17 protein-coding genes are annotated in these 26431 nt (G+C 53.6%); 9 read left to right on the top strand and 8 right to left on the bottom strand.

Annotated elements, in window-relative coordinates; translation table 11 throughout:
- Positions 1-2: 2 nt before the first annotated feature.
- Complete coding sequence (gene rluF / locus AB1N33_RS14285; RefSeq protein WP_411272242.1) at positions 3-740, bottom strand: 23S rRNA pseudouridine(2604) synthase RluF; 738 nt, start codon at positions 738-740, stop codon at positions 3-5.
- 268 nt (positions 741-1008) lie between these two features.
- Here rluF and AB1N33_RS14280 point away from each other — a divergent pair, with 268 nt between their 5' ends.
- Complete coding sequence (locus tag AB1N33_RS14280) at positions 1009-1755, top strand: PEP-CTERM sorting domain-containing protein (RefSeq protein WP_411272241.1); 747 nt, start codon at positions 1009-1011, stop codon at positions 1753-1755.
- A 368-nt stretch (positions 1756-2123) separates the two neighbouring features.
- The gene (locus tag AB1N33_RS14275; RefSeq protein ID WP_411272240.1) at positions 2124-3665 is read left to right on the top strand and encodes a S10 family peptidase; all 1542 of its coding nucleotides are present in this window, start codon (positions 2124-2126) and stop codon (positions 3663-3665) included.
- Between the two features lie 93 nt (positions 3666-3758).
- Here the strand turns inward: AB1N33_RS14275 and AB1N33_RS14270 are convergent, their stop codons facing one another.
- Both AB1N33_RS14270 and AB1N33_RS14265 read right to left on the bottom strand, forming a co-directional pair.
- Positions 3759-4226 carry a CreA family protein gene (locus AB1N33_RS14270; RefSeq protein WP_411272239.1) on the bottom strand — a complete coding sequence of 156 codons (468 nt, stop codon included), beginning with the start codon at positions 4224-4226 and terminating at the stop codon, positions 3759-3761.
- A 92-nt stretch (positions 4227-4318) separates the two neighbouring features.
- Positions 4319-7594, bottom strand: a complete 3276-nt coding sequence (locus AB1N33_RS14265) for a VPS10 domain-containing protein (protein WP_411272238.1) — start codon at positions 7592-7594, stop codon at positions 4319-4321.
- 210 nt (positions 7595-7804) lie between these two features.
- Between AB1N33_RS14265 and AB1N33_RS14260 the strand changes: the two genes are divergently transcribed.
- The gene (locus AB1N33_RS14260; protein ID WP_411272237.1) at positions 7805-9679 is read left to right on the top strand and encodes a TonB-dependent receptor plug domain-containing protein; all 1875 of its coding nucleotides are present in this window, start codon (positions 7805-7807) and stop codon (positions 9677-9679) included.
- A gap of 90 nt (positions 9680-9769) precedes the next feature.
- Positions 9770-10306, top strand: coding sequence for a PepSY domain-containing protein (locus AB1N33_RS14255; RefSeq protein WP_411272236.1), 537 nt, complete (start codon positions 9770-9772; stop codon positions 10304-10306).
- A gap of 81 nt (positions 10307-10387) precedes the next feature.
- Here the strand turns inward: AB1N33_RS14255 and AB1N33_RS14250 are convergent, their stop codons facing one another.
- On the bottom strand, positions 10388-12043 hold the full coding sequence (locus AB1N33_RS14250; RefSeq protein ID WP_411272235.1) for an alpha/beta fold hydrolase: 1656 nt from the start codon (positions 12041-12043) through the stop codon (positions 10388-10390).
- 131 nt (positions 12044-12174) lie between these two features.
- A complete protein-coding gene (locus AB1N33_RS14245) occupies positions 12175-15054 on the bottom strand; it encodes a M14 family zinc carboxypeptidase (protein ID WP_411272234.1) in 2880 nt (959 codons plus the stop codon).
- Between the two features lie 223 nt (positions 15055-15277).
- Here AB1N33_RS14245 and AB1N33_RS14240 point away from each other — a divergent pair, with 223 nt between their 5' ends.
- A complete protein-coding gene (locus tag AB1N33_RS14240; protein ID WP_411272233.1) occupies positions 15278-16657 on the top strand; it encodes a serine hydrolase domain-containing protein in 1380 nt (459 codons plus the stop codon).
- A gap of 12 nt (positions 16658-16669) precedes the next feature.
- Here AB1N33_RS14240 and nagA read toward each other — a convergent pair whose 3' ends face one another.
- The 3 genes from nagA to AB1N33_RS14225 form a co-directional block, all read right to left on the bottom strand.
- The gene (gene nagA, locus AB1N33_RS14235; RefSeq protein ID WP_411272232.1) at positions 16670-17821 is read right to left on the bottom strand and encodes an N-acetylglucosamine-6-phosphate deacetylase; all 1152 of its coding nucleotides are present in this window, start codon (positions 17819-17821) and stop codon (positions 16670-16672) included.
- 2 nt (positions 17822-17823) lie between these two features.
- A complete protein-coding gene (locus tag AB1N33_RS14230) occupies positions 17824-18696 on the bottom strand; it encodes a glucosamine kinase nucleotide-binding domain-containing protein (RefSeq protein ID WP_411272231.1) in 873 nt (290 codons plus the stop codon).
- A gap of 144 nt (positions 18697-18840) precedes the next feature.
- A complete protein-coding gene (locus AB1N33_RS14225) occupies positions 18841-19575 on the bottom strand; it encodes a glucosaminidase domain-containing protein (protein WP_411272230.1) in 735 nt (244 codons plus the stop codon).
- A gap of 232 nt (positions 19576-19807) precedes the next feature.
- Here AB1N33_RS14225 and AB1N33_RS14220 point away from each other — a divergent pair, with 232 nt between their 5' ends.
- The 4 genes from AB1N33_RS14220 to AB1N33_RS14205 all read left to right on the top strand — a co-directional run bounded on the left by AB1N33_RS14220 (position 19808) and on the right by AB1N33_RS14205 (position 25977).
- Positions 19808-21034: a methyl-accepting chemotaxis protein gene (locus AB1N33_RS14220; protein ID WP_411272229.1), complete on the top strand. Its 1227-nt coding sequence runs from the start codon at positions 19808-19810 to the stop codon at positions 21032-21034.
- Between the two features lie 47 nt (positions 21035-21081).
- Positions 21082-21684: a YigZ family protein gene (locus AB1N33_RS14215; protein ID WP_411272228.1), complete on the top strand. Its 603-nt coding sequence runs from the start codon at positions 21082-21084 to the stop codon at positions 21682-21684.
- A 69-nt stretch (positions 21685-21753) separates the two neighbouring features.
- Complete coding sequence (locus tag AB1N33_RS14210) at positions 21754-22869, top strand: efflux RND transporter periplasmic adaptor subunit (protein ID WP_411272227.1); 1116 nt, start codon at positions 21754-21756, stop codon at positions 22867-22869.
- Positions 22870-22878: 9 nt separating this feature from the next.
- Positions 22879-25977, top strand: a complete 3099-nt coding sequence (locus AB1N33_RS14205) for an efflux RND transporter permease subunit (protein WP_411272226.1) — start codon at positions 22879-22881, stop codon at positions 25975-25977.
- The last annotated feature ends 454 nt before the right edge of the window (positions 25978-26431 follow it).

Here is a 26431-nt window from a genome sequence, read left to right as displayed (position 1 = left end):
GGTCAGGCCGTTTTTTTAGAATATTTTACCGCGGCGTGTAACTGCTTGAGCTCCTCCTCTGTGAGGTTACGCCACTGGCCTGGCGGCAGCTTACCCAGTTTTATATGCATAATGCGGGTTCGCTTAAGCTTGGTGACTTCATAACCTAAAAACTCACACATGCGACGGATCTGGCGATTCAGCCCCTGAGTGAGAATAATGCTGAACTGGAATTTACCCCGCGCACTGACCTGACAGGGTTTGGTCACCGTGCCAAGTATCGGCACACCTTTGGCCATCTTCGATAAAAACCGCTCACTGATTGGCTGATTGACCGTGACGATATACTCTTTGTCGTGCGCATTCTCAGCACGCAGTACTTTGTTGACGATGTCTCCATCACTGGTCAGCAAAATCAGTCCTTCAGACGGTTTATCCAGTCGCCCGATAGGGAAAATACGCTCTTTATGGCCTACCGCGTCAACAATATTGCCTTTTACATGCCTTTCTGTGGTGCAGGTAATGCCAATAGGCTTGTGGTAGGCAATGTAAATCCGGTCAGATTTATCTTTGGCTACGCCACCAACAATTTTACCGTCCAGCTTAACGGTATCACCCGGTTGTACCTTGGTACCCAGTTCCGGCTGCTTTCCGTTAATGGTAACGCGCTTCTGCTCAATAAATTTGTCGGCCTCGCGGCGGGAGCAGACGCCGGTATCGCTCAGGTATTTGTTCAGTCTTTTGGGTGCGTCGGTAGTCATATTAAACAGACAATGTCACGATGAAACGTGCTTTTCATGAAAACTAGTAACGGTGCAGTATATCGGAATCCAGTGCAAACATCAGTGCTTTAGATGAAAGGAATATGTGCGTTAAAACCTGTCAGATAAATTTACACATTTCCAATGTACGGCGCATAGAGATATCAAAAAAACACAACAATTCATAAACTTAAATTTATGGCCTGAAAAATGCTTTTGCTACCGGAATTGTAAAAGCCCTTTTGCTAACTGCGCCTGGAGAGTTGTAATGAAGTTTATGAAGTTAATTAAATTAGTCGCGGCTTCTGCCCTATTCGTTGGTTCTGCAAACGCAGCACTGATAACTGTCGCTGATGGTGACCACAATATTAACGATGGTGCTTATGGCATACCCAGCATCACCAGTTTAGGTCACTCAATAGAGTATATGGGTACAAACCAATCTTCTATTTTTGCAGGTAGTGCCGACATCGTAATTATCGAGCAAAACCCGTACTTCGCCTCATTTGACATGTCGCTGGTAAATTCTTTCCTTGCAGGTGGTGGCCACATCATTCAATTTGGCGGTTCAGCCGGCGCACGTAACTTATTTGATCAAATCTACGGTACAAACTTTGGGTACGGAACATTCTCTTTTGATACCACTATGGCACCATCGGGTTCATCCTACTTCGACTCTTTCGCACCTACAAAAGGCGGTTTGCTGGACGAAGAAAGCAGTACTCATGGATATAACACGGCTTCATTACTGTCCTCTTGGGGCGGTACTTCTGTATTCAATGGTGGCGGAATAACTTCGGTCTGGACCGGGCAACACAATGGCGGACTGCTTACCTATCTTGGTTATGACTACTGTTGCGCTGCCTCCTCTCCTGACACAAGAGAACAGTGGGTTGAAGTGTTAAACTTCTCAATTAATAACGGCGCCGTTATCGAACGTGATGTTCCGGCTCCGAGCACAATTGCGCTGTTTGCACTTGCTTTACTGACAGTAAGAAGATTTCGTAAGGCATAAAAACTCAAGTATTTAGCAAGGGGGAATTTCCCCCTTGTTATCCCCAAACCTGATTTACATTTAAACGTTCAACACTATTTTCCCTCGCCACGTCTGTAAATAATCTGAAGCACAAGCTGGCGCCAATAACGAAATAGCACCAAACCCAATCAGATTAAGAGTCTTTTATTTTATAACACTGACGTTAAGTACTGTTTCTTGAAGTGATAATTTACCCACTTGTAGATTTCAGGCGTTAATCAACGTCATGTTCAAAGAACCCTCGAATCCCCCAACATTTGCGTTCACTGACACTGTCGTTTTTACTCAGGACGGGTAAACTCACAAGCGAGTTTGTTAAAAAACGATATCCCAACAGGACATCAACAATGAAAAAAATCACGTCTGTACCATTACGACTTTTTGCACCCTTGCTGTCAGTTATGCTGTTAGTCACTGCCCTGCCCGCCCTGTCCGATGAGCACGCGCGCAAGATCCCTATTGATGACGCCGTTGTGACCAAGCACAAAACGAAAATTCTGGGTAAAACGGTGGAGTACACCGCCACCACCGGCACGCAGCCGGTATGGAATGACAAAGGTGAGCCTACCGCCACACTGTTCTATACTTATTACAAACGCACTGACGTTAAAAAAGGTGAAGAGCGTCCCTTAATCATGTCATTTAACGGCGGACCGGGCTCAGCCTCGGTCTGGATGCATGTTGCCTATACCGGCCCACGTACGCTGAATGTGGACGATGAAGGCTACCCGGTACAGCCTTATGGTGTAAAAACCAATCCGTACTCCATTCTGGATGTGGCCGACATTGTGTTTGTTAACCCGGTAAACACCGGCTACAGCCGTGTGCTGGAGAACAAAGACGGCGAACTGCCCAGCAAAGACGCGCAGCGTGACATGTTTTTTGGTGTCAACGCCGACATCAAGTACCTGGCGGAATGGCTGAATACCTTTGTTACCCGCCATGAGCGCTGGACGTCACCGAAATACCTGATTGGTGAGAGCTACGGTACAACCCGTGTGTCGGGTCTGGCGCTTGAGCTGCAAAACAGCCAGTGGATGTACCTGAACGGCGTGATCCTGGTCTCGCCCACCGACATTGGTATTGAGCGTACTGGCCCGGTGAAGTCAGCCAACCGTCTGCCCTACTTTGCTGCCACAGCCTGGTACCACAACAAACTGCCAGCCGACCTGCAAAGCAAATATCTGATGGACGTGCTGCCAGAAGTGGAAGCCTTTACCATGAATGAACTGCTCCCAGCACTGGCAATGGGTAATGCACTGCCGGCAGAGCGTAAAGCGCAGGTTGTTAAACAGTTCGCGCGTTACTCTGGGTTGTCTGAAAAAGCGATTGAACAAAGCAATCTGGACGTCAGCACCACGTTCTTCTGGAAAGAACTGCTGCGTGACGAAGGCAAGACCCTTGGCCGCCTGGACAGCCGCTATTTAGGCATTGATGAAAAAGAGGTTGGCGCTCGTCCTGACTACTGGGCAGAGTTATCCTCATGGCTGCATTCATTCACGCCGGCGATTAATCACTACATTCGTACCGAACTGAACTACAAGACGGATATCAAATACAACATGTTCGGTCCGGTCCACCCGTGGGATCGCACCAATAACGAGACCGGCAAACAGCTGCGTCTGGCAATGGCTGAGAACCCTTACCTGAATGTGATGATTCAGTCAGGCTACTACGATGGCGCCACAAACTATTTCGATGCGAAGTACAACATGTGGCACATTGACGAAAGCGGTAAAATGGCTGATCGCTTCAGTTTCAAAGGCTATCGTAGCGGACACATGATGTACCTGCGTCGGGCCGATCTGGAAGAGGCCAATAACGACTTGCGGGAATTTATTAAGTCAACAATTCCTGCACAAGGCCAGCCAGCAATGTATCAGCGCTGAGTGTTTACCGTCACCGCGATGCGTCGCGGTGACGACTCCTTCCTTACGCCACTACGCCAGCCTCCCCGTTACAACGCCCTTTTCTCAGCCCGGTTACGGGTTAACCGAAGCAACGTTACGATATGCCTGCGTTCCCCACAACGGCACCGTCGACAGGCTGTGTTTAAAACTGCCTGACGTCTCTTTTGTCGAGTAAGCAACGTACATCAGCGTCTGGTTCTCGGCATCCAGAATGCGTCTTATCTTCATGCTTTTGAAGAAGATACTCTTGGATTTGGTAAACAGTACCTCGCCATTTTTGCTTTTATCTATCTGCGCCACCATCTGCGCAGTGATGGGACCGGTCTGGCGACAGGCGATGGAACTGTCTGACGGATCAGAAAAGTCCAGATTGGCCTCAATACTCGACACATGGCAGGTCACACCGGTCACCACCGGATCGGTAAACGCATCCAGTTTAATGTCTTTGGTAGTAAATAAACCCAGCGACACATCGCCTACTTCGTTGGTGTCACAGCCACTCAGCAACAGGATGAAAAGAACACTGTAGATTGCCCGCATCAGTACTTTCCTTTTAAGTCATGGATACACCTGACAATTACAACAAAAAACGGCACGCAAGGTGCCGTTTTTTTTCATCAGCGCCTAAACGCTTACTGCGTGATCACCGGCGCACCGGATGTCCACGGCCCTTGTGCGTCAACAATGGCTCGTTGCAATGCAGGTATTGCCGTTTCCTGCAGAGTCAGTACGCGTTTGCTCACCGCGTTTAGTCCATCCAGCGCATAGCCAAACTGCTCGCGATGCTGCGCGGTCGGACCATAGGAAGTACCCAGGGCTGACATCGCATAACCCAGTCTGCTTGAGATATTGGCGGGTTTCGCCCCCATCCGGTCTCTTGACGAGAGACCGTTAAGCGCCTCGTCAATGGCATGCATTTCACGCTGAATATCGGCGTACTGTTTTTCGAGCGCAGCAATATTACCCGGCGTTCTGTCCAGCGCGGTACGAACTGCTGTCATGGTGCCGGTCATGCCCTTCATTACTGCATTCAGTGAAGAGTAACGCCGTTCAGCGGCAACGATGTCCTTACCAAACGCCAGCACGTCCTGCTGAGACATACCCGGTAAGGCAGGCTCGAAAACAGGGGTTAATTCAAACGACACCGGCTCGGTCAGTGGCGTAATGGTACTGCCTTCACGTTTGTACAGCGTTGCCATGTATTGTCCCGGCGCGGCCATTAAACCGTCTCCCATCGGATCCCATGGCGACGGCTTGTCCCCGGTGATGGCGCTGACTTTGGCATGCGTCATGTTCCAGGTTACACGGTGCACACCTTTGGTGGTTTTTCCTTCAACCCGGTTAACAACGTTGCCGCTGGGATCGGTAATTTCCAGGAATACCGCCGGTTGTGGCTCTTCGTTTTCCTTTTCAATGGCTTCCCACTCAGGGTATTTCGGATATTTTTTCTCTTTAACCAGTTTCTTCTCTGCTTGCTGACGCCGTTCTTTTGCCGTCAGCAAACTCTCTTTCAGGAAGTAGGTCAGCGTTGCACCGTGCTCAGGGTTGTCTGCCACAAAGCGGTCGTCACCGTCGGTGTCGGTGTGGTTTTCATCCAGTCTGAACCATTTAACAGGCCGGCTCGGCGCAAACAGTAAGGCGTCTTTCTGCATGGCTTTTTCGTTCAGTGCACGAAGTGGCGCATAGTCATCCAGAATATAAATACCGCGTCCGAATGTGCCGGCAATCAGGTCGTTTTCACGCCGCTGAATTTGTACATCGCGGGTCGAGATAGTCGGCATTCCGCCGGTCAGCTCAAGCCACTTTTTACCACCGTCGACGGTGAAAAACACGCCAAACTCAGTACCAATAAACAGCAGTTCCTTGTTCACGTGGTCCTGCACAATACGCCACACCAGATGCTTAGCGGGCAGATCATCGGCCAGCGAGCTCCAGCTTTTGCCAAGGTTGGTCGACTTGATAAGGTACGGCTTATAATCGCCGTACTTATGATTATCCAGCGCGACATACACGGTTTCAGGGTCGTACAGGTCAGCGCGGATATCGTTCACATACGCGGTCTCGGGAACGCCTCTGACTTTGCTTAAATCAATTTTTTTCCAGTTTTTGCCACCGTCCTGAGTCACCTGAATCAGTCCGTCATCGGTGCCCACCCAGAGAATATTTTCATTCACCGGACTTTCCGCGAAATTGGCAATGGTGTGATATTCAGACATGGCGTACAAATCCCAGCCCGCTTCCACTGACCACGTACGCCCCATCATTTTGCTGTGCATCCGGTTGCCGTTTTTCGTCAAATCGCCAGAGATGGGCGTCCAGCTGTCACCCCGGTTATCCGAGCGCCATACACGCTGAGAAGCGAAGTAAATTCGTTTGGGATCGTGGGCGGAGACATTAATCGGCGCATCCCAGTTGTAGCGTTCAGCCGGATCGCCTGGCAGCGGCTGCGGCTGGATATATACGGTTTCTCCGGTTTTACGGTCAACACGATTCAGGTTGCCCTGTTGCCACTGCGAATAGATGATATCCGGGTTACCCGGTTCGGTTGCAGGCTGATGGCCATCGCCGCCCAGCGTCAGGAACCAGTCTTTGTTTTTTATCCCTTCTGCACGATCGGTGCGGGACGGACCTCCCTGCGTTGAATTGTCCTGAGTACCGCCGTATACCATATAAAATGGCTCGGCATCATCCACCGCGACTTTGTAAAACTGTGACAGCGGCAGGTTGGCCATAAAGCGCCAGTTTTCCATGCGGTCGTGCGACATATAAATGCCGCCATCGGAGCCAATCAGCACAAAATCAGGATCGGAAGGATGAAATGCCATGGCATGATCATCGACGTGCTTACGTTTGGTATTAATGGGCGTCCAGGTTTTCCCGCCGTCATCAGACACTTTGCTGTAATTGCTGGCAATATACACGCGGTCAAACTGATGCTGATCGGCAAAAATTTCCTGATAATAATGCGGGCCGGTGCCGCCGCCGACTTCATCAGACATCTTTTCCCAGCTTGCCCCGCGATTGTCAGAGCGATAGAAGCCCCCCTTGCGGTTATCGGTTTCAATGGTGGCGTACAACACATCCGGTTTAACCGGTGAGATTGCCAGACCGATTTTACCGAGGTTTCCTTCCGGTAAGCCTGTTTTCAGTTTTGTCCATGACGCACCACCGTCCTCAGACGTATAAATACCTGCGCCAGGACCGGTGCCAACATACGCCTCTATCTTTCTCTGACGGGACCAGGTTGCCGCATACAAGCGGTCAGGATTGCGCGGATCCATGACCAGTGACGTCACTCCGGTCCATTCATCGTCAGGTTTGAGCACCTGTGTCCATGTTTCGCCGCCATCCGTGGTTTTATACAGCCCGCGCTCTCCCCCGCTGGTCCAGAGGGGACCTTGTGCAGAGACCCAAACGGTATTGGAATCCTGTGGATGAACAATGATATCAGAGATATGCTCTGAGGCCTTCAGGCCCATGTTTTTCCAGTTTTTACCGCCGTCTACCGATTTATATACCCCGTCGCCAAAACTGATATGGCGGCCACCATTGTTTTCGCCGGTACCTACCCAGATAATGTCTGAGTTATTCGGGTCAATGGTTACATCCCCGGTGGAATACACCGCCTGTTTATCAAATACCGGCGACCAGGTTGTCCCTGCATTGTCGGTTTTCCAGACGCCACCGGAGCCAACGGCAACATACCAGGTGGACGGATTTTTCTGGTCTACGGCAATATCGGCAATGCGGCCCGACATATACGCTGGTCCGATACTGCGCATTTCCATCGCTTCAAAGGTCTTGGTGCTGAACAGCGGTTTGTTATCCGCATCATCGTCGGCGCTCAGGACCTGTGCTGAAGACAGCATAAACGACGCAGCCAGCGCTGTTTTAATAAGAGTTTTCATGTCGTTCCTTACATAGCTAAAGGGTAAGAGTAGAAGGCATTACAGTGTTAACCTATTGTTAACAAAAGAACAGCGCAAGGAAAAAATGACCATGGTGAACTTCCATAACGCGATATCCCCAAACAGATATAGTTGATTTCTGTTAATGTTGCACATGCTGTCTCAACGCTTCCGGGCCAATCTGCTGCCACAAGGTATCGCATCACGCTCATGATCAAAGCCCGTATTTGTTTGCTCTGCGCCCTATTTGTCAGTGCTGTGTCCCTCGCCGGTGTGCCGGAAGAACGGATAGAAGTCACCGCCCGGCTGCCTCATTACCAGAGCGCGCTGAAACATATTCTGCCCGCACAACGTGTCACCGATGAAACCACCTTCAGTTCCGACAGCGTGGCCACGTTACTTTCCCAGTCTCCGGAGATAAACCTGAACGGTCAGGGTGGCCTGTTTCAGGCGATTAATCTGCGCGGTTTTGCGCGCTGGCGTATTCAGACACGTGTTGAGGGGATCCCCATTCATACCGAGCGACGCGCGGGTACTGCGGCAGAATTTGTGCCGCCGGGTTTTATCAGCCAGGCCTATGTCACACCGGGGGCGGCCTCTACACAATTGGGTTCAGGCGCCATCGGAGGCGGGGTTGATCTGATGCTGTCGGCGCCGCAGCGCAGTGCCCTCACCTACCGGTACGGCCACCTGGCCGATTACCGCGACATTCAGGCTGCGGGAGTAACCCGGAGCAACACAACAAGCTGGATACTCAGTCACCGGCATGCCAACAACAGCCGTGATGCTAACGGCTCGACTATTACCGACGGTTTTGAACAGCACAGCGTGCTTATGCGACACCGCCCGGACAACAGCCTGCTGAATGAGAGTATGTGGCTGTATTCGACTGCCAATAATGTCGCCAAAGCCAGTGCAGATAACCCCGCTGAGCGCCTGACCACCTATCCTGCCAATGACCACCTGCTGGGCAAACTACAACTGAACTGGTTTAACACCCTGTTGTATGTGCATCACAGCAAGCAGACCACTCGTGTAGAGCGGCCAGGTACCCGGGTGAATACCGTTGAGAACCGCTCACTGGATTTTGGTGTGCAGGCGCATGACACGCTGGATTACGGCGAGGTACAACTCACCTGGCGCGCAGGGGTCGATGCCAGAACCGGTGTAACAGCGGCAGAGCATGAGACAGATAACACCGGCAACAGCGTATTCCGACAAACCAATCTTGATGCGCAGCAGTGGGAAGGCTTTGTGGCGGCCGACTTTAGCTACCCGACCGACACCGGAACCGTGGCGGGCGGCGCGCGACTGGCTAAGCAGTACCAGCGCAATCAGACGTCCAGTCATACCAGCCACGACAGCAACCTGAGTACATTTATTGGCTATGCCCACCCGCTCAGTCAGCACTGGCGGTGGTCGGGATACCTGAGTCAGGCCTACCGGGTTCCCAGCCTGACCGAACGTTACTTTGACGGTACAACGCCGCGCGGGTCAGTGACCGGTTCAGCCAGTCTGGACACCGAACGGGCACTGAATGTACAAACCAGCCTCGCGTTTCAGGGTGCCGCCACCGGCATCACCGTCACGGCGTTCCGGCAGCATATTGACGCCTATATCGAACGCATTCAGATTGCACAGAACGCACTGGCTTATCGCAATCTCGACCGTGCGACCGTGAGCGGCGTGAGCTATGAGAGCTGGTATCAGTTTGATGCTGCCCAGCTTCAGTGGACACTGCGGCTGTCAGGCCAGTGGTTAACCGGTGAGGACAGTCAGGGGCGGCCCGTTGCCGATATTTCTCCTGCCAGCCATCGTCTTTCTCTGACCATGCAGGGTGAGAATAGCCAGGGGTTCGTGGTTATCAGTCATCGTCAGGCCAGCACCGCGCAAGTGGGCGGCGAGCTGCCCGTTGCCAGTGTGACAACGCTGGATGCCGGATACACCTATCAGGTCAGCGACACGGACTCCGTCACCGTAAACCTGACCAACCTGACCAACCGGCACTTTGTGGTCTCGCGCGACGAACAGGCACCGTTTGCAAAAGGACGGGACATGCATGTGTCATGGCAGCGCGTATTCTGAGCACGCTGACAGCAGACCGAACACTGTCGTAGTTTGCACGGCAACACGCTATGATACTGCCAGGTCGTTCATCAGGGGTGTCATACCATCGTGTCAGGGAAACTGCGACAGTTTAGTCGTCACATACATTTATGGCTGGCGCTGGCCATACTTGTGCCTTCGGTTATTGTGATTGGCAGCGGCATCCTGCTGCAGGTAAAAAAACAGTCTGACTGGATCCAGCCTCCCACACAAAAAGGCCAGTCAACTGCGCCGGGTATCAGTTTTGAACGTATTTTAGAGGTGGCAGCGTCTGTGGAGCCGCTCAATGTCTCAGGCTGGCAGGACATAGATCGCCTTGACGTGCGCCCTGATAAAGGGCTGATAAAAGTGCAGGCAGTGAATCACTGGGAAGCGCAAATCGATGCGCAGACCGGCGCGCTGTTGCAGGTTGCCTATCGGCGCTCTGACATCATCGAAAGCATCCACGATGGCAGCTGGTTTGCCGATGCAGCAAAGCTGTGGCTGTTTCTGCCCGCGGCCATTCTGCTTTTTATCATGTGGTGCACCGGGACTGTGCTGATGTACACCACACTTAAAAGCAAATATAAGAAGCAACACGCCAGACGCGGCCGGACGCCTTTGTGACAACCTGCACGGCCTGGACTGACGCTGACATTACCCTGTCCGCCCGGTCAGGCGCGCAGGTAACGTTCGCGCCCTTTAGCATTACTCACTGGCGATATACGCCTCCACAATAACATCCAGCAGCGGATAGTTAGCTTCCAGATAGGCACTGCCCTCTGATTTTATCGGCCCCTGTTTGCCGCCACGCATGCCGCCGCCGGCCGACTCTCCGTACAGCGAGTACAGACGCCCGACCACATCCATCCCGGCGGTCACCTCGCCAAACGGGGAGAAGCCGTCATTATCCAGCCGCGTGTTATCCACCAGGTTAATGTACACCTGGGTGTTGCGGGTATCCGGCCCGGTCATCGCAAAAGCCACACGGCCCCGGGTATTGGTTTCAATCACCGGATCATCACCGAAGGCCTGATCCTCCCACGCCGCTGTCACAGCCGGTGACGGGCTTAAACCAAACTGGGCAATAAAGCCGTCAACCACCCGGTTTATGGTCACACCATCATAAAAGCCGTGTTTCACCAGATGATAAAAACGCGCAGCACCTAACGGCGCCCAGGCTTTGTGCACGGTAATTTCAAACGCACCCTCGGTGGTGTCAAAGCGGGCGGTAAAGACATCGGGAATGTCACCTGACCAGGCCGGCGCGGTCGGCGTCAGTAACAGCGCATTGTCGGGCTTATCTGAGGTTGCCGTTTTCTCCAGCAGTCTGGCCAGATAAGGCCCCCAGATACCGGGCAGCGAGTGTGTACCGTGTCCGCGGGTAAGTTCCGTGATCGCCAGCGTTACCGCCTCGCCATCAGGCACGTTGCGTATTTGCTCTTTCAGGATCCCCAGCTCAGGCGGGTTTACCTGATCGTCCGCAGAATTAATCGCCAGTAACGGCGCGGTAATTTTCTCAAGGTGAGGCTGGGGATTGTAAAAGCGCGATGCATCAAATGCCCATACCAGATCATTGGCGTCCATGGCCGCTGCGTAACGGTCAACCATGTTATCGAGCATGGTTTCTGCCTGTTCCCGGGTCGGTGCCACCTGCTGATAATAAAGCGGACTCGAGACCATCATGATCAGCGGGTACATAGCTTCACGCAGTCCGGGCGGCTGACTGGTATAGTGGCCATTATTCCACTGCGGATCCTGTTTCACCGCATCAATGATCATTTTACGCAGCATGCGGTTACGCCCGGCTATTTCGACCGGCAGGCTGGCCAGCGGCATCAGCGCATCCATAAAATCAGGGTAGGTATAGCCCCATACCCAGGAGAACATGCCCCCCATCGAGGTGCCGGTTACCAGACGCAGATGATTAACACCCAGGTGTTCGGTCAGCAGCCGGTACTGGGCGCGCACCATATCGTCATACGTGTAGGTGGGAAATGCACCGGCCAGGCCATCACTGGGCTTACTTGACTGGCCGTGGCCAATCGCATCGGGCAAAATAATGAAGTACTTTTCTGCATCCAGCAGCCCGCCTTTTTCAAACAGAACCCCGGCATAGCGGTCACGCAAAAATCCCGCGCCACTGCCTGTGGTGCCGTGCATGATGAGCACAGCGTTGGTGACCTGTCCGTTTTCATCCCGCCTGATCTTACCCAGGGTGCGATAGTGTTGTCTGAGATCCAGCGTGCCGCCGGTTTCAAATGAAAATTGCCGGATGGTGAAGTCACCTTCCTCAACAGCAGGCAAAGCCCGGGCACACACAGAAAAAAACAAGGTCGTCAGAATTACTATGATTCGGCTCATCATTATTCTCAGTCATGTTGTATTGCAACGTCCCGTCGTGGTAAATCGTGCTAACGGTGACGTCAGAGGATGTCGTGCTCAACCATAAAGAAAAGGCGCGATAACCTTCGGGTTAGCGCGCCTGTTGTTGGTTAGAGTTCGACTCTGGCCTCGGAGCCCAAGCCCGGGCCGTAGACGATGGCATTCAGCAGCAGGCGGTTGGTACCGCGCGCGGAACCGCGGAAGTTGGGCTGTCCAGAGAACAGAATCACCTGACCGGCACCAACCGACTCGCGGGTCAGATAGGCGGTATTGGCAATACGCTGCGCCGCTTCAGGCCAGATCAGGCCGCTCATACGCACATTCAGCGCCTGACCTTCCGGCAGGGTGAACCAGCGGTCTGCCTCTTTTTTGTCCTTGCTGTTTTCAGCCGCTTTTTTATCCATCGGCTGATAAACCCCGGCACGAATAACCGCCTCAGATCCCGCACCTGACATCAGCAGTGGCTGGTTAGCATACAGCAGGGGCAATACCTCAGGAGTACCGATGGTGAGCCAGTGCTTCTGATCGGTTCTGCCCGAGACCATTGCACCACTTGGCATGAAGATTTTCAGCCATTTGTCACGGCGTTCCAGTTCTTCTTTTTTCAGCGGCTTAGGCTGACCATCCCACGGGAAAGTGAAACTGGTGTCCAGGTTATGCGCCATCACGCTGTTTGTATCCAGCGTTTCTGACTCTGCCAGCCATTCACGACGAAGGGCGATGTCATAATCAAGCGCATCGTCAAAGCTGTTTTCGATGGTGCGCACTTTGCTGAGGCCGTCCTTATCTGCCAGTTGTCCGGCGCTGCTGCCATGGGCAATCAGAGTACCGCCCATTTCCACCCATTTTTTCAGCGCGTCTTTCTGGCCTTTATCCAGCTTGCCCCACGACGTAGGCATGATCAGTACGTTATAGCGACGCAGATCGGTGCGACTCAGTGCGCCACTGTCGAGCTGGCTGTGCCGGATCCCCAGATTGGAATCCAGGCTCCACCAGGTAGCGCCCACGTCATAACTGGAGAAATTCCCATGGCTGATAATGCCCACCTGGGGCTTTTCCAGCAGTTTGAAATGCTCACCACCCCAGTCCGGCAGTTCGCCTTCACCAAACCCACTGTTCACCGCATGCAGCGCAATGCCCAGTTCGTCCGCAGTCAGTTTGGATACCGCAGCGAGATCATCCCGCTGAGGGTTATCGGTGACGGTCACAATAATGGCACCACGGTTGAATGCCTGGCCGCTCAGTTCTGAGGGCTTGTCAATCAGACGCACCTCTACGCCACGCTCCATCATTCGCGCAGCAAAGCTGACAGAGCGATCATCCTCACCATCAACGACCCAGGCGATGGCGTCATTCACCAGCGGATTAGTGACATCCTGCGGGGCGTAAGGCGTCAGGTTACGCGTCAGGTGCTCCGGTACGGTCAGGCTTTCCAGACCATACATCATGGTCAGGTTCCACGCGGTAGTGTCATACATGACAGACGAGCCGTCGCGCAGTGTTTTCTGACGCTCTTCGCGCAGCACTTCGTCTTTTACACCGGCTTCAAACTCAAGGATCGCGGCAATCAGCGGCGCTTCAGGCTGACGGTTCGGAATAACAATACTGTTTGCCGGGATCACCACGTCTTTCTGAGTCTGCCCCAGCTGGTTAACTGCGCGGTCAACCTTAATATCCTTATCGGCTACAAACACCTCAATGTCCTGCGCCAGCAGACGATCCACCAGCGCCTGAGTGCGCCCGTGGTTCTCATTGGCCAGGATTACGTAGGTGCGGTTAGCAAACTTGCCTTTTGAGGCAATATTGTTTTTTCTGCCCTGCCAGAAATCGCGGTACATGGCTTTACTGTGTTTAGCCAGGGTTTCCAGGTTTGCCAGTGTTGATACAAACTGGTGATGTACCGATTCCTGATAGGTCTGCACCGTTCCTTCCGGACGGCGGACACCGTCTTCTGCCATGCGGGATTGTTCGTACAGAATGTGCATCGAACCACGGTACTCGGCATAGTTGGAGTAGCCCGGATACCAGTTCTCAAACCATTCACCGGTGTAGTACCGCCAGCCGCGCGCATCGAAGGCAGCTGACTGTTCACGGGCAAAGGTTTTCGCCCATTTCTGCAGGTTCGGATCAATATTGTCATTCAGCGGCTGACGTGGTGGTCCCATCAGAAAGGTATCCTGTGAGCCCATCTCATGGCCGTCAATCATCAGCTGAGGACGCCACTGATTGATCAGTGCCACGCGTCCAACCGTCTCAGGCTGCGTCAGGTAAAAGAAGTCACGGTTAAGATCAAAAAAGTAGTGATTGGTTCTGCCATACGGCCAGTCGCCACGGTGCAGCAGTGACTGATCGTCCACGTTGGGGGCAGTGCCACGGTATTGCTCCAGCGACTTGGCAAAACGGGCACGGCCATCCGGGTTCATCATCGGATCAATGACCACCACCATGTCATCCAGTAATGCGCGGGTTGCAGCGTCCTCACTGGCAATCAGGTGATAAATGGCGGTGAGTGCCGCATCGGCACCGGAGGTTTCGTTACCGTGAATGGAATAGGCCATCCAGGCGACCGCAGGCAGTGAGTCAATCAGCGATTTGGCTTCACTGTCAGACGTTGTGCGAGGATCAGCCAGTTTACCCAGACCGGCTTTAATGCTGTCCAGACGCCCCAGATTGTCGGGCGTGGCAATGAACGCGGCGATCAGAGGGCGGTTTTCGTGCGTGCGGGCGTATTCCACCACCTTCAGGCGGTCAGACTCTGTCGCCCAGGTCATGACGGCCGCATGAATTTGTTCCGGTGTAGCCACCCGGCTGCCAATTTCAAAGCCCAGTAGCTGTTCCGGTGGCGTAATCGCCTGGTTGTAATTGCCGGTCAGCAACTCCCCCTGATAGGTCAGATCAGGATCCTGGACCGGAGACATTAACACCGCCGCATAAGCGGGCAGCATAACCATACTTAGCAGTGGTATCACCCACCGTGAGATCGCTCGCATGTGTGTTCCTTCATTATGATTGTTGTTTATTTTCAAGCCATAAGCATAGTCCAGTGTCGTTAAAATGCCGTCAATGCATGCGCGACTAAATGCGCAGTTTCATCGACTTGCGACCAGAATGCGTTTTAAACCGACGAAAAGCTCACAGTATGCCGTTATCGGCATAGCGCCTGGCGACGGCATATCGTACTCTGAGACTAACACTATCTTCTGCGAGACCGACATGAAGGCAATAATTTATCTGGCGAGCCTGCTGCCACTGACGCTGGCCGCCCAGACCACAGAAACCGACACCACGCTGAATGCCTACGCAGCAGGTTATGTCGCCAACTTTACCTGCAGCGCAACCTTTAACGGGGGCAAAACTGCCGGGCAAATTCGCGAGGATGAGTTAACCGGCATTTACCCACTGATTGCAGACCGGGTGAGTACGCTCCGGGCAGACGTTGATACTGACAATAAGCGGGTTGTGGTGGCGTACGACAATGGCAAGCATCAGCGCATATCTGTATGGCGCCCGCGCCTTGGTTGTGTCGACCTGCCGGTAGGCGCGTCCCTTGACGACGCAGCACGGGTAATGTCTCCCTTTGCCGAAAGCCAGCCCGAGCCGGATGATGGTTCACCCTGGACAACCCGGCAGACGGTGAATACCCCCACCGGTAACGCCCAGCTTGATAAGGTGATTGCCAATGCATTTACCCGCCACTATGGTGAAGGCGCAAGAACCTCTGCCGTATTGATTGCGACACCGGACCGTATTGTGGCAGAGCATTATAAAGCGGGCTTTACCCCAGACACTGCGCAGCGTACCTGGTCTGTTGCCAAAAGCATTGGCGCCAGTGTGATTGGCGTGGCCGTTGCACAGGGCCGGGTTGACGTGAAGAAGCCCGCGGGTCTGGAAAACTGGTCACATCCGCTCGATCCACGCGGCAAAATCACGCTGGAAAATCTGCTGCATATGGCGTCAGGTCTTGACAGTAATGTCGCCGGAAACCGCACGGACCGGCTGTATATGGGCGGGGGACTGGTATCGGATACCGCCACCGAAACTGCGCTTGAAGTGGCGCCCGGCACCCGCTGGAAATATGCCAATAATGATACGCTGCTGGCACTGCGCACACTGCGTGAGACCTTCAGTGATGAAACCGACTACCTGACCTTTCCGTACACCGAATTGCTCGACAAAATCGGCATGAAGCATACGTACCTGGAAACAGACTGGCAGAGTGACTTTATTCTGTCTTCCCAGGTATGGACCACCGCACGGGATCTGGCGCGTCTGGGCTTACTGCACCTTAACAATGGCCGCTGGGGTAACCAACAAATCCTGCCTGAAAACTGGCTGACTTACATCAGCACCCCTGCCCCCGCTCAGCCCGGCGAGGGCAGACCAGGCTATGGTGCGCAGTGGTGGCTGTACAATGAACGCTTTAGTGAACTGCCCGATGACACCCTGGCCGCACGCGGCAATCGCGGTCAGTTCCTGGTCATCATTCCAAGCAGGCAGCTGGTTATTGTCAGACGCGGCTATGATCTGGCGGGTCAGCCCGGCTTCAGCGAGCATGACTTTACCCGCGATGTGCTGAAAGCTCTGCAGCAATAACGGATTGACAGGTTAATCCCCGTGAGTGCGCCCGCAGACCCGGACCTGTTCAATCTGGTGGTTGTGCGGGCTTAGTAGTATCAAATCGGCACGTGCTCCCACCGCAATACTGCCCGACTCACGCTGCATGTTCATAAATGTGGCGGGCACAGTACTTGCCATGGTGATGGCATCCTCCAGCGGGATCCCAAGCCCATGATGGGTATTCAGCACGGCGGTATGCATATCCAGACACGAACCGGCAAGTGTCCCGTTCGGCGTGGTCAGCTTGTCACCATGCCGTTCAATGGTACTGTCAAAAAACGCCATCGAGGTTATCTCACTGCCAACATGCGCCATGGCGTCTGTTACCAGCATCATGTGACTGATCCCTTTGGCATGGATCGCAATGCGGGCACTGGCAGGATGCACATGATGATGATCGACGATCAGACCACAGTAACTTGCAGCATCATCCAGCGCGGCGCCGACAACACCGGGGGCGCGCGATGTCATGGCCGACATGGCGTTATACAGGTGCGTAAAACCGGTCGCGCCGGCCCGCAAGGCTTCGCAGGTTTGCTCATAGGTGGCATTGGTATGCCCCAGTGATACCACCACGCCTTCTGCCACCAGTTCGCGGATAAAGCCCGGATCGGTCTGTTCCGGCGCCAGTGTCACCAGCACACGACCAATGTCTTTGCGCATCAGCACGGCCACATCGCGATCAGCCGGGGGGCGAATAAACGATGCGCTGTGTACCCCTTTTTTATCAACACTTAAAAACGGGCCTTCAAAGTGAATGCCTGCCACTGTCGAATTCTGCTCTTTGACGACGTCCGCCACCGCGTCGGCCGCCCGGTGCATGACATCTGCCGTGTCGGTAATAACCGTTGGCAACATGCGGGTCGTGCCGAATTTTGCATGGGCACGGGCTATCGCACGCACACCGTCCACGTCGGGCTGCTGATTCAGCAGCACCCCGCCGCCCCCGTTAACCTGGGTGTCGATGTAGCCTGGCACCAGCATACCGGCGTGCATAGTGCGACATTCGTCTGGCGTCGCATCACGCACCCCGTCTATCAGGCCATCACACCAGGTCACGGTCTGTGAGGTTTTCCACCCTGTGGGGGTCAGCACACGGGCAACGGTGAGTGTGCCCGTGTTAGTGTTTGTCTGTGTCATTGTTATGTCCTTGTCTGCTGACGCACCGCAAACGCAACAGCGCCTTTTTCCGGGCTGTCCTCAGGTGTAATAATACGGGACTGAACGTGCGCCGGCAGCCTCGTCTGATAGACCCCAGACAGTCCGCCGACAAATGCCAGCGGTAGCGCGTTGCCATCCAGCATGCGCGTGGCAACAGCAGACAGATAATCACTGCCTGACTGAAGCAGGCGTTCGCTGGCGGGGTCTCCGGCCCGGGCCAGCCTGACCACCTCGGGCGCCAGTGCCGCATAGTCGTTCGACTGATAGTCGCTAACGGCGGCAACAAGATCAAAATCGGCATTAACATGTAAGTACTCACACACTTTCTGCGCAAGACTATCCATTGGAATCAGCGCATCCATTGCCATAAGTGTATGGCGCACAGCCTCAAGCCCCAGCCAGGCACCGCTTGCCATGTCGCCCAGCATAAAACCGTGACCGCCAGTATCAGTAAACCGGCCATTGGCAAAGCAGGTGGCGGCTGACCCCGTACCGCAGACCAGCACGGCACCGTCCCGGCCTCCATGTGCGCCAAGACAGGCCGCATGCAGGTCGCTGATAACATACAGGGTACGAAACGGATGCGGCCATTGCAGAAAGGCCGCTTTGGCCTGTGGAATATTGGCACCGGCAAGCCCGGCACACACCACCACATCAGACATCGCCAGCCCCAGTCCGGACTGTGACAGTGCGCTTTTGCAGACTGTCAGCACCGACTCACGCGCGCGTGCGGCATCACGTACAATGTTGGCCGGTCCGCCTTTCGCTGTGGCCAGGGTCTCACCCTGTGCATTGACCAGTATGGCCCGGCACTGCGTTCCACCGCCATCGATGCCAATGTAGTAACTTGTCATTCTGTGTGTTCCGGATACGTCACGTTTTGTTTAATCATGCATTTTACGTGAAAACCGGTGTAATACAGCCCCGCCGGCAAAATTGTCGGGGTCGTACCATCAAAGCGAACAGAACACGCCGGGAATAGCATGTTCCTAACGGGATTATTGGGCTGTGTCGTACCGGGTCAGGTCGTTGTACTCAATCATGTTTCTGAGCTCCTTGCCATATTCGGCGCCGCGCTCAGAATAACTGTTAAGCCCGCGGGTCAGCGGCAGGCCGGTAATTTCAGCATTTTTGTTACGCAGTGACGCCCGGATCTGACGCAGTTCGCGGTACGCGTCGTGGGCGTTAAGGTTCATCATGTAACTTTTGACCGAGTCACTGGGAGAGCGAAAATCCGCCACTTCATGCACCGCGCCGTCATTGCGGTCATTGGGAACAATGCCGCATCCTTTCTTAAAGCACCACTGGCCAAAGAAATTGTTGCCCTGCTGGGCAAAGCGCGACGTTCCCCAGGCACTTTCATTCGCCGCCTGGGCCAGTGCCAGTGACGCCGGAATAATGTCTGCGCGACGCAGCAGAACCTCGCATAAAGAGGTTCCCTGAAGATCCTTTTCGTCTATCCGATACTTCTCTTCAAATGCCTTTAAGGCATCATCGGCGTTTCTTTCTGTGCTGCAGGTCGACTGGATCTCTGTACGATCGCTCTGAATTTCCTGGTTAAGATCGGTCACGATAGGCGCAAAATAGGAGAAAAACGCTGCTTTACGCTCGGGGCCGGCCGGGTATTGTGAAAAGTCAGGTGGCGTTACGCGCGAGAAAAACGCCACGTAAATAACCAGTGCCACGGATAATACCACCAGCATGGCGATCAGTTTTGAAGTCATTGTCTTCATAAAGACACTCCTTATAACGTCAATACCCTAACCCTGTCATATTTTGTCTGTAAACGCCAAACTGTTCGGATTAAACCCCTGTCATGTGGGTGCGCGCCGGCCTGGCCGGGATGGGTAAAAAGTTAAAGAAATAGCCACAATACCCGATTAATTTGATACAGGTCATGGCGATAACCGCCGCATACGCTAAGCTCACGTGACATTCACGCTGACGTCCGGAAAGTGGAGCATTATGTTCTGGAAATTATATAACGCCGTAGAAAGCACTTTTTTCTACACGCTTACCCGAAAAATCATCGGTAATGTGCTGTTTCTTTTCCTGTTCCAGTTGGCTGCATTTTATCTGCTGTATCAGTACGCAGATGCAGACGCATCGCAGCGGGACACGCTTGAGACCTGGAGCCTTACGCTGTTTGTTGGCAGTGTGATGTGCGTGATTTTCACCATTTTTTATCTGCATTATCTGATTGTGCGCCCGGTCAACGCGCTGCTGGCGTCGCTGAACAAAATCAACCACACCCGCGGCAATCTGAACGTTCACCTGCCCGCCTTTACCCGCGATGAGTTCCGAACTCTGTCAGAGGCCTACAACCTGTTTGTTGATAACCTTGCCAGCCTGATGCTGCAAATCCATACCCAGGCCAGTCAGGGCAGTCATGCTAATGAAGAGGTAGCAGCACTGGTCTTGGGCGCGTACCAGAGTGCGGATAAGCAAAAACAGCTTAGTCACAAGGTGGCCTCGTCAAGCCATGAAGTCAGCAACAGTATTTCACGCATTGTTGATGCGTCAGATACGGTGGCATCCACCAACCGCCAGAACATGCACAGTGTGAATGAAGCCAGTCAGCAGCTTGCCTCGTCACAACAGCAGATTGATAAGATTATCGTGCTGTTGTCCCAGTTCTCTGCCACCGTGGAGGGGCTGCAGGAAAACGCCGGGAACGTAAGAAACATCCTGAAAATGGTAGAAGAGTTTGCCGACCAGACCAACCTGCTGGCGTTAAATGCCGCTATTGAGGCTGCCCGCGCGGGCGAGGCCGGACGGGGTTTTGCTGTGGTGGCAGATGAAGTTCGCACGCTATCAGCCAAAGTTGCCGATGCCACGCAGCAGATCAGTACCTTTCTGGGCGGGATGGAAAAACTGGTGGATGACACCCAGCGTGAATCTAACTCACTGATTAAAGAATCTGACGGGATGAAAACCGTGTTGTCGGATACCGGTGAAACCTTTGGCAAAATGGTCTCAGACTTTAACCAGAATACCGATCAGATCGACAATATTATCAAAGCGGTAGAGTCACTCGAAAGCCAGTACCGGCAAACAGAGCATGCGGTCAACGACATCAGGGAACTGAGCGATGAAGTACAGAGCCAGATGCAGGCTGTGACCGAACAGGCTGAACATGCCAGAACGCTCACCGGTTCCACCAGTACCCAGCTGGCCCGATTTATCGAATAACCAATCCAAGGTGTTCAAGTTTACCGTCTGACGGTAAACTTAGCGCCATGAATTATTCCATTCCCGCTCAGCTCACGGTCAGTGAACTGGAAGTAAAAAAAAGCCGGTTTATTGCCTATGCCGGTCATGTTGCAGACCGCGCCATGGCCATGGCACTGCTTGATGACATTAAAGCCCGTTACCCCGACGCACGCCATCACTGTTGGGCTTACCAGCTTGGCAATCCCGCGTCGCCGGTATCGGCAGCCATGAGTGATGACGGCGAACCGTCCGGCACAGCCGGCAAGCCCATTCTGAATGTGCTGCAGCATAAAGCGGTGGGTGACGTCATGGTCGTGGTGGTGCGCTATTTTGGCGGTATTAAGCTGGGTGCCGGCGGTCTGGTGAGAGCCTATTCAGGCGCAGCCCAGCAGGTCATGGAGCAGCTCCCGCTGCATACCCAGGTGGCGTTAAGCGCGGTGCGCGTAAGCAGCGACTTTAAGCATGAGCAGTTTATCCGCCACTTTGTACAGCAGCACAACGGTAACATTGCTGACGTACAGTATGGCGAGCGCGTAACCATGACGGCCAGTTTACCTGCTCCCGACCTTCCCGCCCTGCAGGAAGCCACGGGCGGAATGGATGTTCAGCTTAGCAACGAAGAAAACTGATCGCCCTGACCGGGCGTATCACCCTTTAACTTTTTTCTGATTACGACCTCGCAACTACGGAGCCAGGGAATGCGTGCATTGCTCTTTTGTATTTTTACGCTGGGATGTCTGACCGCCTGTGACAGCCAGCAGTCTGACGTCTCACGGTTACGCTCGGTGATGGCCACCACGGTCAGCGCCTTTGACGGACAGCAGCAACATAAATTATCCGGCGTCACCCAGTCTGCCGAAACCAGCCAGCTGAGTTTTGAAGTGGCAGGCATCGTCAACACGGTGAAGGTGAATCTGGGTGATGAGATTCAAAAAGGACAGTTGCTTGCCACCATTGATGACAAAGTGTTTTCACTGGCTGTGAAACAGCGTCAGGGTGCACTGTCTGAAGTGCTGGCCCGCCTGGAAGAAGCCAGGCGCGACTACCGCCGCAAGCAACAGTTGCGTGAGTCCGGCGCAGTGTCAGAGGCCGAACTGGATATCGCCTCAACCCAGCTGACCGCGCTGGAGGATCAGGTCGATATCGCGCGAGCGCAGCTTGCACTGGCGCAGGAAGAACTGGATGACACCCGTCTGGTTGCCCCCTACCCGGGCCGCATTGCAGGTCGCTTTATCGAACCCTCACAACGCATTACCCCCGCGCAGCCGGCGTTTTCTATCGAGGGTTCCAGCGGTATTGAGGTGTCGGTTGCCGTGCCTGAAAACCTAGTCAACAAAATTCACCCAGGCGATGAGGTCGACATCACGGTGTTTGCGCTGGATGGTAAGACACTGACCGGCCAAGTCTTTGAGGTCGGCAGCCGGGCACAAAGCGCCAATGCCTTTCCGGTAACCATCACGTTGGATAATCCGCCTAAGGGCCTGCAGCCCGGCATGAGCGCGGAAGTGACGTTTTTCTACGCAGAAACGGCGGTAAAAGCAGGATTTGAAGTGCCTCTGAGTGCGCTTACCTCCACCAACAACCACCAGCACGTCATCTGGGAACTGCAGGCGGTGGACGATCCATCCCGCAGTTTACCGGTCTACCGTGTTATCAGCCATCCGGTTGAGGTCGTCTCGCTGGAGACAGACGTAGCCCGTATCAACGGCCCGCTCAAAGAAGGTATGCATATCGTTCGTCAGGGCGGAGAGTATCTGCAGCCTGAGCAGCATGTACATCTGGCGAATGGCTCGCCCCGCTTATTTAACGAATAGGGGGCGAACATGTCGTTATCTGAGCTGAGTTTACGCCAGAATCGCCTGATGCTGGCGCTGGTGTTCATGCTGATGGCGTTCGGGGTCTACAGCTATGTGACTCTGCCTGCCCAGGAGGATCCGTCAATTACTATTCGTGAGGCCGTGGTGACAACAACCTATCCGGGGTTGCCCGCCGACAAGGTAGAGCTGCTGATCACCAAAACCCTCGAGGAAGCGGCGCGAAAGCTGCCTGAGGTGGATGAAATTCGTTCTGTGTCGATGACCGGCCGCTCCACCATTCACGTGAAAATTCAGGACCGCTACTTTGAGCTTGAGCAGATCTGGGATGATTTACGTGACGAGCTGGAGCAGGTACAGGGCGATTTGCCCGCAGGAACCTCGGCGCCGCTGGTCAACGACAACTTTGGTGACGTTGCGGTACTGACCGTTGCCCTGCTCGCCGATGACAGTTATACCAATGGTGAGCGCTTTGACTTCGCCCAGCATATCCGCGACAACCTGTTTAAGGTAGATGGCGTGAAGCGCATTGATCTGCTTGGGATTTTACCCGAACAAATCACCATTGAAGTAAATAACAGCAAACTGTCGCAAATGAACCTGTCGCCCAATCAGCTGATTGGGATCCTGCAGCAGCAAAATATTATTCAGCCCGGCGGCACCATTGACTCGAACGGCATCAATTTTGCCATTCAGCCCTCCGGGTATTTTGAAACCGTTGATGATGTGCGCAATGCGCTTATCACCGTGCCGGGTCAGCAGGAATCGTTTTTACTCAAAGACATTGCCACGATTACCCGCGAGACAGTTGATCCCCCGTCGCGCACCGCCTTCTTCAACGGCAAACCCGCGATTGTGTTTGCGATTGCCAAAAATGATCATGTCGATGTACTTAAATTTACGCCTGCCATGGAGCAGGAAATTGACGCGCTGAATGCCACCCTGCCAGCCGGTATGTCGCTGCACACCATCACCCGTCAGGCCGATGTGGTCGAAAACGCGGTTGATGGGGTCAGTATCAATGTGCTCGAAACCCTCGCCATTGTGTGCTCGGTGGTCATTTTATTTCTGGGGCTGCGCGCCGGTCTGATTGTCGGCGCCATTGTGCCCGGCGTGATCATGCTGACTATCGCCATCATGGCGTTTTCAGGCATGGTGCTGGAGCGCATGTCACTGGCCACACTGATTATCTCGCTGGGTGTACTGGTAGATAACGGCATTGTGGTGGCCGAAGACTTTAAACGACGGCTGGAAGATGGTGAGGATCGCCGTCAGGCGCTGACCGACAGCAGCCGTTCACTGGCGTTCCCGCTGCTGACCTCCTCGCTCACTACCATTCTGGTGTTCCTGCCTCTGATGCTGGCAGACAGTGTGTCAGGAGAGTATACGCGCTCAATTTCACTGGTGATCATGATATCGCTGCTGGTGTCCTGGCTGCTGTCGCAGACCATCACGCCGTATCTGTGTTATCACTTCATTCCCGCTCCGGGTAAAGGAAATAACACGCAGACCGGCATGAATATCAGTGAGTATTTCACCCGGCTAAATCCGGTCTATGAGTCAGGACTTCGCCGTATTCTTAACTATCGCGGGTTATTTATTGCGCTGATGATTGGGCTTTTTTTCCTCGGTGGATTTGCCATGTCGAAGGTGCCGGTGAAATTCTTTCCCGACTCGGACCGGGCACAGGTACTGGTGTACCTGGATTTGCCGGCAGGCAGTTCCATTCGTGAAACCAACCGTACGCTGAATGCCATCTTTAAAGAACTTGAAGACACCGGGCGCTTCCCGCATGTAAAGCGCCATGTGGCCTATGGCGGCTTTGGCGGCCCGCGTTTTGTGCTGTCACTGCGCCCCATCGACCCCGAGCCGTCCAAAGGCTTCATTATGCTGGATGTGGGTGAGCGACAGTACGTACAGCCCACGATTGAGGCGCTGCGCGATCTGTTCGCGGCGTCTTACCCCAACGTATATGCGCGCGTAACCAAAATGTTCCTTGGCCCCTCTGATTCCAGCAAGATTGATATTCAGGTTAAAGGGCCCGATAAAGACAAGCTGTACAACAGTGCCAAGGAAATCGAAGCTTTGCTGGCAGCCCTGCCGGGCAGCTATGATATCCGCAACGACTGGGAAAACCGCATTACCCAGATCAAGCTGGATATTAACCAGCAAAAAGCCCGTCGTGCGGGTATCAGTTCGAACGACATTTCGCAGACCCTGAATACCTATTTCAGTGGCCGGGCTATTTCTGAGTTTCTGGAAGGCGACGATATTCTGCCTATTGTGGTGCGCGGCAGTGATGACGAGCGCTTCGACCTGTCACGCATCAAGAGTGTGAATATCTACTCGTCGTCGCGTGGGGTGAGTGTGCCTCTAACCCAGGTGGCGGATATCCGGTATGAAACCAGTTTTTCCCGTATCGCCCGTGAAGATCTCTTCCGCACCATCACCATTGAAGCGAAAAATGCACTGCACAATGCCGAAGAAATGGTGCCAATGATCGACAAGGATATTCAGGCGCTGCGCGACACCCTGCCCTACGGCTATACCATTGAGTACGATGGCGTTATTGAAGAATCAGCGAAGTCACGTAACTCACTTAACGAGTATCTGCCGCTGTGCATTGCAATTATTGTGTTACTGCTGGTTGCCCAGTTCCGCTCTTACCGGCGTACAGCCATTATTCTGCTGACCATTCCGCTGATTATTATCGGTGCGGCCAGTGGCCTGCTTATCATGCAGGGCGATTTTGGCTTTATGGTCATTCTGGGCCTCTACGCGCTGGCGGGCATCATCGTAAACAACGGGATTGTGCTGATTGAGCGCATTGACGCCGAACGCGACGAACTCGACGAGGACGGCGATCATGCAGAAGCCGTGGTGACTGCCAGTGTGCGCAGGCTGCGCCCCATTCTGATGTCGACGTTTACGACTATTCTGGGGCTGGTTCCGTTACTGATTAGCGGTGACGTGCTGTTCTATGCCATGGCCAGTGCCATTGCCTTTGGACTAGCGGTTGGCACCATTCTCAGTCTGGGCGTGGTTCCGGTGCTTTACTCACTGTTCTTTTCACTCAAACCGGTGAAACACCGGCACGAGGCGCCCTAAACATCTACGATTAAAAGAGGGGAAAGCGCAGTGCAGCGTTTTCCGCTTTTTATGGTCTGAAGGACAGCTTTGTACGTGTTGCTGACACTACTGGTGACCGGAAAAGCTACCGTCATTGCGGCGCAGGCCGCATCCTCACTTGGCTTGCTGACTGCGCCAAAACTATACTTGCGTAATAAAAATAGCTGTACCATACCAACAGCAATGCATTTATGTATGAACCGTGGTTCGTATATAAATGGGGTCGCAAAATAGTAGAATTGATGCCAGCGCAGTCACAGCAATGGATAACGGGAGTGAACCTGTTATGGTAAGAATGACTATGCGGTTCTTAGTGTAAACCTCCCCTAAACTAGTGACATACCTTTTTAGAGTTCTTCGGCGTACACTGAGCCAAGAAGGAGAACTCCTGATGAAAAAGTCCCGATACACAGAAACACAGATCGTTAAGATC

Origin of the sequence: Alteromonas nitratireducens, from assembly GCF_040812025.1 — a bacterium.
GTDB classification, from domain to species: domain Bacteria; phylum Pseudomonadota; class Gammaproteobacteria; order Enterobacterales; family Alteromonadaceae; genus Alteromonas; species Alteromonas nitratireducens.
This window is presented reverse-complemented; position numbering and strand designations above follow the sequence as displayed.

Excerpts from the sequence above, each read along its gene's own strand:
- rluF (WP_411272242.1), bottom strand. The coding sequence starts at position 740 with ATGACTACCGACGCACCCAAAAGACTGAACAAATACCTGAGCGATACC.
- AB1N33_RS14280 (WP_411272241.1), top strand. The coding sequence starts at position 1,009 with ATGAAGTTTATGAAGTTAATTAAATTAGTCGCGGCTTCTGCCCTATTC.
- AB1N33_RS14275 (WP_411272240.1), top strand. The coding sequence starts at position 2,124 with ATGAAAAAAATCACGTCTGTACCATTACGACTTTTTGCACCCTTGCTG.
- AB1N33_RS14270 (WP_411272239.1), bottom strand. The coding sequence starts at position 4,226 with ATGCGGGCAATCTACAGTGTTCTTTTCATCCTGTTGCTGAGTGGCTGT.
- AB1N33_RS14265 (WP_411272238.1), bottom strand. The coding sequence starts at position 7,594 with ATGAAAACTCTTATTAAAACAGCGCTGGCTGCGTCGTTTATGCTGTCT.
- AB1N33_RS14260 (WP_411272237.1), top strand. The coding sequence starts at position 7,805 with ATGATCAAAGCCCGTATTTGTTTGCTCTGCGCCCTATTTGTCAGTGCT.
- AB1N33_RS14250 (WP_411272235.1), bottom strand. The coding sequence starts at position 12,043 with ATGAGCCGAATCATAGTAATTCTGACGACCTTGTTTTTTTCTGTGTGT.
- AB1N33_RS14245 (WP_411272234.1), bottom strand. The coding sequence starts at position 15,054 with ATGCGAGCGATCTCACGGTGGGTGATACCACTGCTAAGTATGGTTATG.
- AB1N33_RS14240 (WP_411272233.1), top strand. The coding sequence starts at position 15,278 with ATGAAGGCAATAATTTATCTGGCGAGCCTGCTGCCACTGACGCTGGCC.
- nagA (WP_411272232.1), bottom strand. The coding sequence starts at position 17,821 with ATGACACAGACAAACACTAACACGGGCACACTCACCGTTGCCCGTGTG.
- AB1N33_RS14230 (WP_411272231.1), bottom strand. The coding sequence starts at position 18,696 with ATGACAAGTTACTACATTGGCATCGATGGCGGTGGAACGCAGTGCCGG.
- AB1N33_RS14225 (WP_411272230.1), bottom strand. The coding sequence starts at position 19,575 with ATGAAGACAATGACTTCAAAACTGATCGCCATGCTGGTGGTATTATCC.
- AB1N33_RS14220 (WP_411272229.1), top strand. The coding sequence starts at position 19,808 with ATGTTCTGGAAATTATATAACGCCGTAGAAAGCACTTTTTTCTACACG.
- AB1N33_RS14215 (WP_411272228.1), top strand. The coding sequence starts at position 21,082 with ATGAATTATTCCATTCCCGCTCAGCTCACGGTCAGTGAACTGGAAGTA.
- AB1N33_RS14210 (WP_411272227.1), top strand. The coding sequence starts at position 21,754 with ATGCGTGCATTGCTCTTTTGTATTTTTACGCTGGGATGTCTGACCGCC.
- AB1N33_RS14205 (WP_411272226.1), top strand. The coding sequence starts at position 22,879 with ATGTCGTTATCTGAGCTGAGTTTACGCCAGAATCGCCTGATGCTGGCG.